This is a genomic window from Pseudomonas sp. MYb193, assembly GCF_002966775.1.
Lineage (GTDB): Bacteria > Pseudomonadota > Gammaproteobacteria > Pseudomonadales > Pseudomonadaceae > Aquipseudomonas > Aquipseudomonas paracarnis.
This window is the reverse complement of record NZ_CP023269.1, coordinates 3892204-3905397: the sequence shown is the minus strand read 5'-3', so window position 1 is coordinate 3905397 and position 13194 is coordinate 3892204. Positions and strand designations below refer to the sequence as shown.

The 13194-nt window shown below is 60.5% G+C and carries 8 protein-coding genes; all 8 read right to left on the bottom strand.

The window, feature by feature from the left end:
- Window positions 1-41: 41 nt before the first annotated feature.
- Entirely contained in the window at window positions 42-2552 is a 2511-nt protein-coding gene (locus CLM72_RS17610) for a fimbria/pilus outer membrane usher protein (protein ID WP_105227297.1), read from the bottom strand.
- Window positions 2553-2637: 85 nt separating this feature from the next.
- Entirely contained in the window at window positions 2638-3378 is a 741-nt protein-coding gene (locus CLM72_RS17605) for a molecular chaperone (protein WP_105227296.1), read from the bottom strand.
- A gap of 75 nt (window positions 3379-3453) precedes the next feature.
- Complete coding sequence (locus CLM72_RS17600) at window positions 3454-4056, bottom strand: fimbrial protein (RefSeq protein ID WP_014719104.1); 603 nt, start codon at window positions 4054-4056, stop codon at window positions 3454-3456.
- Window positions 4057-4254: 198 nt separating this feature from the next.
- Window positions 4255-4902 carry a response regulator gene (locus tag CLM72_RS17595; protein ID WP_054898360.1) on the bottom strand — a complete coding sequence of 216 codons (648 nt, stop codon included), beginning with the start codon at window positions 4900-4902 and terminating at the stop codon, window positions 4255-4257.
- Between the two features lie 23 nt (window positions 4903-4925).
- Window positions 4926-8099, bottom strand: coding sequence for a hybrid sensor histidine kinase/response regulator (locus CLM72_RS17590; protein WP_105227295.1), 3174 nt, complete (start codon window positions 8097-8099; stop codon window positions 4926-4928).
- A 70-nt stretch (window positions 8100-8169) separates the two neighbouring features.
- Complete coding sequence (locus tag CLM72_RS17585) at window positions 8170-9363, bottom strand: EAL domain-containing protein (RefSeq protein WP_105227294.1); 1194 nt, start codon at window positions 9361-9363, stop codon at window positions 8170-8172.
- The gene (locus tag CLM72_RS17580; protein ID WP_105227293.1) at window positions 9350-12148 is read right to left on the bottom strand and encodes an ATP-binding protein; all 2799 of its coding nucleotides are present in this window, start codon (window positions 12146-12148) and stop codon (window positions 9350-9352) included. Before CLM72_RS17580 ends, CLM72_RS17585 begins: the two co-directional genes overlap by 14 nt.
- Window positions 12149-12205: 57 nt before the next feature.
- Window positions 12206-13189, bottom strand: coding sequence for a fimbrial protein (locus CLM72_RS17575; protein WP_105227292.1), 984 nt, complete (start codon window positions 13187-13189; stop codon window positions 12206-12208).
- Window positions 13190-13194 lie beyond the last annotated feature (5 nt).

Below are 13194 nucleotides of genomic sequence, written 5' to 3'. Positions count from 1 at the left end.
GTAGGCGCGTGGTCAGCACAGTAGCGCAATTACCCGCACAATCAAGGCGTGCACACCAGTGACTGGCGCTCATAGTTCAGCGCCTTGTTCTGCGGTGGTAACGCATAGGTGGCACGACAATGCTGCTCACCCCACTTGATGATCAGCGTGCCCTGATCCTCTTCCACCAGTGCCAGGGCATTACCATTCGGATCGGCAATCGCCAACTGCTTGCCATTGGCGTCTTCCAGTGAGGCACCAAACGACAGCGGTTGATGCTGGGCATCAAACAACTCAAACAATACGCGACGTCCGCTAGTGCCACTGTAATGCGCCACCACGATGGCGCCACGGCGCGGCACCAGTTGCTGGGTGGCGTTGGTGATTTCCACGTCGCCTCCCAGATCGCGAGTGTCCAGGCTGATCCAGTTGACCCGGTAGGGTTGCGCAGTGGGCACCACGGCATAGCCGTTGTACCCGGTCTCCACCCCGCTGTAGCTGCTGATCTTGGCACCAGAGACGCCTGGTACTTCGGCCAGGGCGAAGGTCTCGCTGACCGTCTGCCCCAGGTTGACGCCACCCGCATGAGCCACCACCGAGCCGGCGAGATTGAAGTTCTGTGAGTTGTAGCCCTGGCCCTGGCTGTAACCGAGGCTGACATCTGCCACGGCGGTGCGACTGTTGACGTTCACCGAGCCTGAGTCGCCGCTGGTGTCACTGTGGCCGGCCTGCACCGAATAGAAAGTGTCGCTGGTATCGGCCACGTAGCCATTGATGCCCGCTTGGGTGGTGGTATCGCCACGTTGGTGGCTGGTGGTGACAAACGCCCGTGGCGCGCGGGCCTGGCTGCCCAGCGGGAAAGACACCGACAGGTTCACCTGCGTGTCGCCGCTCGGCTCACCCCAGGTGACGATCTGCTTGGTGCGCGTCACGCCAAGGTTGTAGCTTAGATCGCCCCAGTTGCCGGTGTAGCCCGCGGAAAAGCTCTGGGAGCCGCCGCGATTCCAGTAGCGTTGGTCGCTGGCGTTCACATACAGGCTGCCAAATTCGCTGTTGCGCCCGAGGCTCTGGTTAATGGTCAGATCGGTGCGGGTTTTCGAGTGGCCGGTGCGCACGCGCACGTCTTCGCTGCTGTCTTCCACATGGTCGGTGAGGCTGCGATAGCCCTCGGTGGAGTAGCGATAAGCGGCCAGGGTGAAGTTGGTATCGGTGCCGGCAAAGGTCTTGGCGTACAAGGCGCGTACGCTGCTGCCCTGGGAGGTTCGCCCCTGGGCCTTGCTGGACGAATGGGTGGTATCGAGCGAGAACGCCCCGAACGAGGTGTTCCGCCCGGCACCGATCGACAGCGCGCTGTAGTCTTCACTGGCTTGCAGGCCGACAATCCCGCTGAGGTTGCTGGTCAAACCATAGGCCAGGGTGCCGCTGAGAAAACGTGGGGAGGCCAGGCCATCGGCATTGCTTTTGAACGTGCCCGCCGAGACGCTGTACTTCACCTGGCCTTCGCGCACCATGATCGGCAGGCTGGAGAACGCCTGCATCGTCACCCGCCGCGTACCGTCGGCTTCGATCACGGTGATTTGCAGGTCACCGTTGGAGCCGCTGGGGTAGATATCGTTGATTTCGAACGGGCCTGGCGCGACGTTGGCGGTGTAGAGGATGTAGTCGTTCTGGCGGATTTCCACCGTCGCGTTGGTCTGCGCCACCCCACGGATTACGGGTGCATAGCCGCGCTCGCTGTCGGCGCGCATGCCATCATCAGAGGCGAGCTTGACCCCGCGATAGCGCACGCTGTCGAACAGGTCAGTGTCGGAGAAAATCTCACCGGCGCTGAACTGGCCCTTGATCGCGGTGACGTCATGCTGCAAGTAAGTGCGGTTGCTGGTGAAGGTGTTCGAGCGATCGGTGCCGCCGCTCAGGTTCGACTCGTTGCGCAGGCGCCAGGCCCCCAGGTTGATGCCGTTGCGCAGGCCCAGGTTATTGGCAATGCGGGTTTTATAGTCGCCGGCGGTGCGGCTGCTGTTGAGCTGGTAGTTGATGAAGGCGGCGGGCACACCGTCGTCCCACAACTGTGGGTCGACATACCCGCGCAAGCCACGCTGCATCGCCACCTGCGGGATACTTGCGAGCAGGCGCAGACGGCTGCTGTCGTAGCGCACGCTGGCGTCTTCGATCATGTCGGCAAGGGCGTAGCAGTCCTGCGGCTGCTGCGGGTCAAGTTTGCCCTCGGCCTGCAAACGGTGCAGGTCGATACCCAGTTGCTTGAGCAGGTCGAGGGTCAGGCAGGCTTCTACACGACCGTTTTTCGGGTTGCGCCTGAAATCGATATCGCGTCGGCCCACCAGCATTTCGTTGCTGTACAGGTCGACGCGGTAATTGCCCGGCAGCACGCTGTTGGCCGAAAGCAATTGCTGCAAGTCCACCGGCGACTGCGAGCCTTGCAGGAAGGTGGTGTTGAAGGTTTGCGCAGCGTCATCGGCCATGGTCAGACTGGGCAAGCTGGCAGCAATCGCCAGCGACAGCGTCTTCAACTTCAATACGCCACGTGCGGGCCTGTTGCTGGAAAGAAAAGACATGCGAAGACCTATGACATCCCTGATTGACGGACAGTCGGGCACGCAAACACGCACGCGAAGTGAGCTTGTGAGTTAGCGAAAGTGCTTAGGGGTTAAGTCGCGATTCAGTCGCATACGCCGGTAGCGCGGTGCCGCTAGACAGTGGCGCGCTGTAGTGATTCTGCGCGCCGTAATCATTGATGCTGGAAAACGACAACCGCACCGGCCCGCTGGCAACTGGAGCACTGAGCGCAAACTGTTTTTGTTCGCCGGGCGCAATCATGGTGGAGTCGCTGGCCACTACCGCCTGCACTTTGATGTCGGCCATGGACACGTGGTACAGCGTCGGGTTTTTCACCTGCAACAGGGTTTGGCTGCCGTGTTTGGCCAGCGTCCATTCAAGCTGTGCAGGGGCTTGCAGCGCGCTGCCGGTAAGGCCGGCAGGGCGGTAAAAAATCTTGATGCGTTGGCGGATGGCCAACTGCAAGGTGTTCTCGGATTCGTTGGCTTTTGGGATTTCCTGCACATTGAGCCACACCACCGACTCGCGGTCCGTGGGCATGCCGGTGCCCTCATACAGAATGCGCAGCAGTTGTTGTTCCTTGGCGAATACCCGTGCCAGTGGCGGGGTGACGGCAAACGGTGCACGGCTGGCGCTGGCGTCGTTCATGTCGACCCAGGATTGAATCAATACATCCTGGTTACCGTTACGCACGGTAATGTTGGCTTCCTTGTGGTCACCGTCAAACACGATACGGGTGGCATTCAATGAAATGCTGGCGGCGGCCTGGGTAGCCATGAGCAAGCCCAGCAGCCCCAGACATGCGGCGATAGAACGAGGCGGCATGAGGGTTATCCGGTGTAATCAGAAGACAATGGCGAGGCCGCAAGGCCTCGCGCGTTCGGTGCCCGGGGCGCCGAATTATTCGTATTGCAGGATGAACGGCAGGGTGGCGTCACCGCGACCGGCGGTCGACGAACCCGCCGCTGCGGTAGTGACGTAGGCGGCCGCGAAGCTCAGGGTGGCGTCGCCGCCTTCAGTACCGGCACCGTGCATGGTGCTTTCAATGCGTGCGGTGCTTGGCGAGCTGAGGTCAATCAGACTGCCCTTGCTGTCCAGCAGGGCAATACCGACGTTTTGTGCAGTGGCCGAACCCGGGTTCAGGGCCAGTACTTTTTTGCCGGTGACCAGGCCGGAACCGCCGTTGTTGGCGTCAAAGATCATGGCGACCTTGGTGCCCTGGTTGCAGTTGACGTTCAGGTTGAAGTCTTTGGCGGTCACACGACCTGCGGTTGGGTTTTCCGCGGTGCCCATGTCCTTGATCGAAACGTTGCCCATGTCCACCGAAATGGTGCGGTCGGAGTTGGCGCCGTCCACCGAGCACGCGTCGTTGTTGATCACGCCGGTGAAGGTGATTTTGCCGCTGCCGCCCAGGGTTGGCGCTGCTGCTTCACCTTCGGCGAATGCACTGCCGGAGGCCGCGATAATGGCCGAGGCGATAACAGCCAGGGAAAACTTCTTCATGATGATGTCCGTAAGGTTTAGTTGGAAAAAAGTGCTGTTGTTGAACTGCGAGCAAAGAGTAGGCGACGAGGCGGTAGGAGCGAATAAGACGATTCTTATAAGCGCTGGGGCGGGCAGGTTATTTGCACGGTTGCAGCAGTGAAGAGCCAGAAAACAAAGGGCGAAGCCATTGTCCAGGAATGGCTTGCAAGTTACGCGTTAGTTGAAGATGTTACGTTCCAGGCAATAAGCAAGAAGGTCTTGGTCGCTGCTCACTTCAAGTTTGCGCATGGCCGATACTTTTTGTGCGCTGATGGTCTTTGAGCTTCGGTTCTGGCGGCGCGCAATATCACTCACGCTCATGCCGGAAATAAACAGGCGCAGGATCTCGAACTCTTTGGGTGACAAACTTGTAAAGCGCTCGTCAATTGCCGTGAGGGTCTCTATCACCGAGGTCTTTGGCGGCTCCAGGCTGCGATAGTCGCTGTCTTGGGCGATCGCCTTGAGTGCCAGTTGAATCTCGGTATGCAACTGGCTTTTCTGGATGATGCCGACCACGCCCAGCTCTTGCAGGCGGGTGAGAATCAGGTGATTGGAGATCATGGTCAGGATCAGGATCTGTACCTGCGGGAAGTGCCGTTTGAGGTACTCCACCAGCTTCAGGCCATCGCCATAAGGCGAGTCGCCCGGCATGTTGTAGTCGGTAATCACGATGTCAGCGCCTTGATGCTGCAACAGCTCGATCAGGCCGGCCGAACACACGGCCTCGCCGACGACTTGAAAGCGCATGTCACGCTCTACCAGTTCGCGAACGCCAAGCAACACGATCGGGTGATCGTCCGCGATTACCACGTTGAATTTTTTCATAAAGGGCCGTCCGTAGTGCCAGTTCAAGTGAGTGAAGAGTGCCCGAGCTGGAGAGTCTCCAGAACGGCCGACAGACGCTGCATCACAGTCTTCACCTTGAGCTCAAGCGTTGTGTCGAGGCTGCCGCGGTTAAGTGCGCTTTCCAGTTCGATGCAGGCCTGGGCCAGGCTGAGCGCCTGCACTGCGCCCAAAGCGCCGGCGATCGAGTGCAGCAGTTGGCCGAGGCCACGGGCATCACGCTGGACCAGGGCCGCGCCGATGCGCTGCATATCCTGCTGCACGCTGCTGATGAACAGCGGGCGCATCTTGTCCGACAGTTGCACGCGGTCGTCGAATACCTGGGCGTCAGGCTCAACCGGCGACTTGACCTTGCACAGTTTGATCAACTGATCGCGCAGGGTTTGCAGGCTCAAGGGCTTGACGATCCAGGCGTTCATGCCCACTGCCAGGCAACGTACGCCTTCCTCGCGCATTGCATTGGCGGTCACGCCGATAATCGGCAAGTGTGGATCATGCTCACGCAAGGTTCTGGCCAGTTCATAGCCATTCATCAACGGCATATTCACGTCGGTCAGCACCAGGTCGAAGGCCTTCGGTTGCCATAACTGCAACGCCTGTTCACCGTTGGCGGCCAGGCTCACCGAGCAACCGAGCGCCTCCAGCTGTTCCTTGATAATCGCCTGGTTGACCGGGTTGTCCTCGGCCACCAGGATGCGCAGCTCTAGCCGCCCGGCGCTTTGTGGCCGGGTCGCCGTGGGTTGCTCGTGCCTGCCGTGCTGCGCCAGTGATACGGTGGCGGCGATGGTGCGTATGTCGTGCATATCCACCACCCAGCCTTGCGCTGTGTGCAGCGGCGGGCTGTGCGCACCGGGCAGGCAGAGCACACGTTGGCCGGCCCATGGCTTGGGGGGCTCGCCGGGTAACAGTTCTACCAGTACCGCGTGGTGACTGTCTTTGTCCTGGGTGGTCGCGGCCAGGGCGGCGGTGATTCCCAAGCGGTTGAGCCAGTCACTCATTGCCTGCGCCAGTTCGCGTACCGGTGCCTGCACATACACCGGCGTCGAGCTGGGCTCGATCAGCGGCAGGTTGGTCAGTGCACCACAACACAGTGGCAAGCGCATTTTCAGGGTAAAGCTGCTGCCCAGCCCGGGCTCGCTGACCACGCGGATTTCGCCGTCCATCATCTGCGCCAGCCACCGGCAAATCGGCAGGCCAAGCCCGGTGCCGCCTTCGCTGGCGGTGTCCGGTGCCTGGTAGAACAGATCGAAGAGCTTGGCCTGCTGCGCCTCGGCAATGCCCACGCCGGAATCGGTGACTTGCCATTCCAGGTCGACATTATTGGCGTCGCTGCCCACCACCCTGGCACGAATCACCACGCACCCAAAGTCGGTGAACTTGATGGCGTTGCTCACCAGGTTATTGAGGACCTGGCGGATGCGCATCGGGTCGCCCATCAGGCAGTTCGGCAACTGCGGGTCGATGCAACTGTAAAGCTGCAACCCCTTGCGCCGGGCGAAGGCGGCGTAGGTGTGCAAGGTATCTTCGAGCATGTCCAGCGGGCAGAAATCCACGGCTTCTATCGCCATTTGCCCGGACTCGATCTTCGAGACATCCAACACATCACTGATCAGTTGGAACAGTGTGGCGGACGAACGCTGGATGGTGTGCAGGTAGGTTTTCTGGTGCGGGTCGAGGTCGGTCAGGCCGAGCAATTCGAGGGTGCCGAGCACGCCATACAGCGGCGTGCGGATCTCATGGCTCATGGTTGCCAGGAACAGCGTCTTGGCCTCGCTGGCCGCATCGGCGGCATGACGTGCCTCTTCCAGGGCCTGGGCGTCTTCGATGTGTCGGGTGATATCGTTGAATGCATACAGGCGTACGTCTTGAGCCTGATAACGGGTCGACACAAAGCCGATCTGCAGGTGCCGGCCTTCGATCTCCAAGTGCGTCTCACCGCTCTCGGCGCCATCGTGCTTACCGGCCATTGCCTCCACCAGGCGTGAGGTGCCCGGCCATTGCTGGGCGCGCTGGTTCTCGATCAATACCCTGCCATCGCTGCGTCGCACCACGCATAACCCAGTGGGTGCGGTGTCGATGATCACGCGGCTGAACGCCACGCTTTCGGCGATGCGTTCGTGGGCCAGTTGTGCTGGGGTGATCACCTGGCGTCGATACCATCGGCTGCCAGCCCAACCCAGTGTAATCAGGCTGAACAGCACCAACGCCATGGTGCTCAACGGCCACAATGCGGAGTGAAAGAAGTGCGAGTAGTTCAGGCCATAGACCGCGCTCCAGGGCTGGTCGCCGGCCTCGGTGACCTTGAATTCAAAGCCGTCGGCCGTGAAATGCACACCATCGCTGAGCTGCGCCTGGTTGGCTGGCCCAATCAACCGGTTACCGTCAGGGCCAATCAGGGTAAAGCGATCAAACGCCGAGTGATTCAGCGCGCGCTGTACATCGTCGACCTGCGACACGTCGAGCAGGGTGCCGATCACGGCCTGGCCCTGGGCGTCGAGTGGCAGGCCGATGTAGGCCAGCAAATGTTCGGGTTCGGGGCCGGCCTGCCAATACACCCGATTCTGCTCCAGTGGCTGCGGCGCCTGTGCAAGGATTTGCTGCACGGCGTTGACCCGGGCCACCGGGTTGTCGGTATCCTCGGGGCTTTCGCGGTGCTGATAGCCCATGGACGGAATGGTGATGGCGTAGTCGGCCTGGCGATTGAGCAGGAAGGTTTGCGGCGCCTCGTACGGCGACGAGGACCAGAAGGCGCTGTAGTAGCTGGTCAAGTGCGCACCCAGGGCAAAAATCGGCGGCCTCGCGGCGGTGCTGATCTGCTTTTCATCGAGCTTGACGCTGAAGGGCACCGAAAACGAATACTTCTGGCCTTCGTACAGCGTGCGACGGTTGTCGACCATGCGGCTTTTGAGGCTGACCTGCACGTTGGTGGCGTGCAGCAGTTCGGCCTGGATGCCGGGGTGTGTCAGGCTCTTGAGGTAGGTTTGCTGTTCTGCGAGGTTTTCCATCAGCCGCGCAAAGTGAAAGCGCATCGCGCTGTAGCGAATTTCGACGCCCCGGTGCAGAGACCAGTAATTGGTCAGCATCAGCAGCAACGCGATTCCCATCAACACCATCAAGCCTTTGTTCAGGCGCAATGAGCTGCGGGTAAAGGCTTCGAGAATCGCGTTATTGTGCTTCATCAGGGGTTTCCGCAGGCGCAGGATAAATCGGCACTGGATGGAGCTTACTCCTTATGATCGTGGCCGCCAGCTAGTGAGATGTCGCGGGGCCATCATTGTTCAGTAGTTGCTGAAATTGGTCCGAAGACACTGCGTGAGAAATCAGGAAACCCTGCACCTGATTGCAGTCGATTTTGCGCAGCAGCGCCAATTGCTGCGGGGTCTCCACGCCCTCGGCAACCACCGTCAGACCCAACTTGCGGCCCAGCGCGATAATGCTCGCCAATGCCTGGGCGATGCCTTCGTTGTCGTGGCTGCCCTGCACCAGCGCCTGGTCGATCTTCAGTTCGGTAAATGGCGTGGACACCAGATTGAGGTAGGAGCTGTAACCCTTGCCGAAATCATCCTGGGACAAACCGAACCCCTTGATCCGCAATCGGCAGGCGCCGGCGTAGAAATTGCTGATGTCCTGCGGCACCGAACATTCCATCAACTCGAAGCAGATCATGCCCGGGATACCATCGTGGTGCAGCACGAACTCCAGCAAACGGTCGGCCAGGTCATGGCTGTTGAGCAAGTGGGTCGGCAGGTTGATCGACACTGGAATTTCATAGCCGCGCTGGCGCCAGTGTTCCTGGGCGTGGATCGCTTGCTTGAGCACCAGCCACAACAGCCGCTCTTCCAGTTCGAACGCCTTGATTGCCGGCAGGAACGCGGCAGGCAGCATCACGCCTTGTTCGGGGTGCATCCAGCGCACCAGGGCTTCGGCAGCGACGATACGGCCGTTGGCCAGGGATTTTTTCGGCTGGAACCAGGCCTGGAACTGGCCGCTGCTCATGGCCTGCACCAGCGTGTGACGGTCGATGTCCATGTGCTCGGGCAGTTCGGGGGGAGGCGTGCGCACCCTGTTCCTGAGTTGGTTGACCAGGGTGCGCAAGGCCTCGGCGTTCACGGGCTTGGAAATCAGGCCAAGCACTTCCACATCGAGGTTTTTCGCCACTAGGCTGGCCGCCATCAGCATGCGCCTTGACGCCGCACTCATGATTGCCAGCGCCGGCTTGCAGCGCAGGCTGGCCAGGCACTGGATAAACTGCACGCCGTCCATGCCGGGCATCAGCAGGTCGGTCAGTACCAGGTCGAAGTCCCGCTGGCGCAGGCGCTCCAGCGCTTCTTTGCCATCCTCGGCGGTTTCGAGCAGGAAGTCTCCCAACTCGCTGAGCAAGTTCTGCAGGTAGATATGCTGCAGGGGATGGTCCTCGACAATCAGAATACTAAGGGGCTTCATGGGTGATCCGTGCATAAGGCGCCAGGGAGTTGAATAGAGCCCGCAACGCAAAGGGTTTGACCAGGCAATGGTTCATGCCGGCGGCCAGGCACAGGTCGGCCTCGCCGCGCATGGCGTTGGCGGTGGCCCCGATAATCGGCAACGTGCAGCCTTGGCGCCGCAGTTCACGCGCCAGTTCATAGCCGTTGATATGGGGCATGTTCACATCCGTCAACACCACGTCGAAGTTGCCGGCGGTGTGGAGCTGCAACGCTTGCTGACCGTCGGCCGCCAGCTCCACGGTGCAGCCGAGTTCTTCCAGTTGATCACGCAAAATCAGCTGGTTGATGATGTTGTCCTCGGCCACCAGCAGGTGCAGGTTGAGTTTGTTCAGATCCCGCCGGTGCGTTTGCTCATCGGCACGGGCCACCCATAGCCCTTGCGCCTGGCTCACGGCCTGATGAATAGCCCCCAGGTGGTTGAGGTTGACGTGCCAGGCGCCGGCGTCGGCTTCTACGCCGGGGCAGGCGTTGCTGCTCACGTGAATCACCGGCCCGGGCCACTCGGGCACCAGCAACGGGTCGACACTGCCGGGGTGCACTTGCAACAGCAGATGTGTGTCCGCCAGCGTCGGCAAGCCGGCCTGGGCCCTTGCACCCCAACGGCGCAACCAGCCGGCGACGGCGTTTGCCAGTTCCGGGATCGGCGAGGCTACGTAAATGGTCTCGGCCAGCAACGGTGTCATCGGTGGAACAGATGCTTCTTCCAACGGCAGGATCAGGCTGAAACTGCTGCCCAGGCCGAGTTCGCTGACCATGCGGATATTGCCGTTCATCAACTCCGTCAGACGCTGGCAGATAGGCAGGCCCAGTCCGGTGCCGGCGACCACATTGGTATTGCCCTCACTCTGGTAAAACGGCTCGAAGATCATCGCCTGGTCTTCCTGGGCGATACCTTTGCCGGTGTCCGAGACTTGCCACAACAGACTGGAGCGTTCTCCGTCGCGGCCCAGCACTTTGACCCGCAGCACCACGCGCCCATAGTCGGTAAATTTCACCGCGTTGTTGAGCAGGTTATTGAGAATCTGGCGGATGCGCGTTACGTCGCCGATCAGACGTTCCGGCAGCTTGGGATCAAAGCAGGCATACAACTGCAGGCCCTTGGCGTGGGCCGCTGCGGCGTAGCCCTGGATGATTTCATGCACAAGGTCCAGCGGCGAGAACTCGCCCATCTCCAGTGCCAGTTGCCCGGCCTCGATCTTCGATACGTCCAGCACATCGCAGATCAGTTGCAGCAAGGTCGACGATGAGCCTTCGATCGCCTGCAAGTAGTCCTTTTGTTGTGCATCCAGTTGCGTGCGCGCCAGTAGTTCCAGGGTGCCGAGCACGCCATACAGCGGTGTACGGATTTCATGGCTCATGGTCGCCAGGAACAGGGTTTTTGCCGCGTTGGCTGCGTCCGCCGATTGCCGCGCCTCTTCCAGCGCCGCCTCGACCTGCTTGCGCGCACTGATGTCACTGAAGGCGCAAAACAGCACGTCTTCGCCTTTGTAGCGGGTGGGTGCACTGCTCAGGTACAGGTGACGGCCATCGATGGTTTCAAAGTAGTCACTGCGCTCGGAAGGTCCGTTGGCAAAGGCTTGCTCGATCCAGCCGGCGCGCAGCGCCTCGCGCTCCGGCCCGTTACCCAGCCATTGCTGGGCCAGGGCGTTTTCCAGTACCACCTGGCCGTCGGTGCGGCGCAGCACGCAGAGGGCCACAGGAGCGGTCTGGATCACATCGCGGCCGAAGGCTTCGCTTTCGATCAGCGCCTGGATGCGATGGATCGACGGAATGATGAAACGCTGGTCGACGCGGCGCATCACCAGCCCGATCAGCGTCAGGCTGAACAGGCAAAGCAACAACGAACCGAGCAGCTGTTTCCACAGGCCAGTGACCACTGCACGCAGGTCGATGGAGTACATCAACTGCCACTCAGAGGACTTCAGGTGTTTGCGAATCACCAGGTGGTCGGGTAGCCAGCCGTTGCCGACAAAACCGAAAAAACTGTCTTCGCCGGGCCTCAGCTGTTGCTGGCTCAACTGTGTATCGGTGCTGTTGGTGAACACCAGCATGCCCTGGGAATTGAGCATCATGAATTCGCCGGCGCTCTGGTCGCTGAGTGTCGAGGAGACTTCACGGCTATCCATCTCCAGGCCGAGCCAGCCGGAGTCGGGGTTGCGTTCGTCCAGGCGGATGAAGATGTACAGGTGCGAGTGCTGTTCAGTCCTGTCGCTCAGCCAAAGTTCGTTAAGTGTGGCCGGGTCGGTGTGCTGCAGGGCCTTGAGGCGGTTGAGCATGCATTTGGAAATCGGCAATACCTGCGCGGTGGCGTCGTAAAGGCGCATCACTTGCGGGTTGGGGCCGGCGTTGACATAGAGTAGGTTCAGCTGTTTGGCCTTGAGGTAGTCGCGCATGCGTGCGGTCAGCCAGATGCTCCACTGGTTGCCCGATGTGTCGCCCAATTCCAGGTGCTGTTCTTCGGCCGAGGATGGATAGACCCTGGACTGCTTGCGCACTGCCGACAGGCTCAGGCTTTCGAGCAGGGCTTGGCGGTTGGTGAAAAAGGTATGGGCTTCGGCAATGGCGCTGCTCATGTAGCCGCGGCGCTGGGAGATGTCGTTGTTGAAGGTCGACAGCAAAAAGGTATAGACCCCGCTGAGGATGCCTACCAGCAGCACGCTCGCAAAAATACGAAGCAGCCTTCTGGCTGCTTCGGGTCGGGAGAGGACGGGGTTGATCTGGAGCAGATAACTTTTCAATCGCATCGGCAGACTTTACGTCTGGGCCTTTGCCGGTGGCATAAGACGATCCTTAAAAATCATCTACTTGTAGTACATATCCACCACCACGGCAGCATCGAACGCTCCTGGAATCGGTAGGGTGCGCCACTTGAGGTCGGCGCGGAATTCATCGTGGCTCTGGCCCAGGCCCATCAGTTCTTGCAGCGTGAACCAGTTATTGAAGGGCAGTTGCTGCTGGCTCTCGGCGCGAGATAGCGAGATGCCGACTGAGCTGTTGTTGTCCGGCACCAGCAGGCCATTGTTCACACTGCCGCCGCCCGGCGTGGTGGCGAAGCGTGCGCTGACGGTATAGGGCGTGTCGCAACCCTTGCGCAGGTTCAGGCTGAAGTTTGCGCTGCTGGCGACTTCACCGATCGAGGCTTTGCGCGAAGGTGTGGGGAAGTTGACCACGCTGGGGCTGATGGTCAGTTCGGGAGTGCAAGGCACGAAGCGGATATCGTTCATGCCAGTGACCACATAATTGAAGTTGCTGTTGGGGCGTGAGTTGAGCCCGCGCACGCCGTCCAGTTGGAACACGCGGTAAGAGGTCAGCGTGCTGGCCTGGCCGCTCGGTGGCGTGGGGTCGTACTTCTCGATGAACACGCTGAAATTGAGGGTGAAGCGCGCCTTGTCCCAGCCCACGCAGTTGGACAAATTGCAGCCTCGGTCGGAGAAGAAACCGGTACCGACCTTGCCGGTGCTTTGGGTAATCGGTTGGTTGTTGTAGCGAATGCCCACGCGAATCCCGGTGCCGATACTCACGCTGGCGGGGTTGACGTAGAAATACACTTCCTCACGGCCGTGGAGGTAGTCGTCCTTGCAGATGATATTGGTCGAGCGCGGGCCGGATTCCCAAATGATAGTGCCGTTGGGTGCGTCGGCGGCGACCGCCAGCGCCGTACCCAGCGCTTCCTGGGTGATGATCGAGTTGGTGCCGTCCTCGCGGCAGGCCAGTGCGTGGCTGGTGGCGGGCAAGACCGCGCAGGCCAACACCAGAAGCGGTAAACAGCGTTTGGTCAGTGACATCGGTT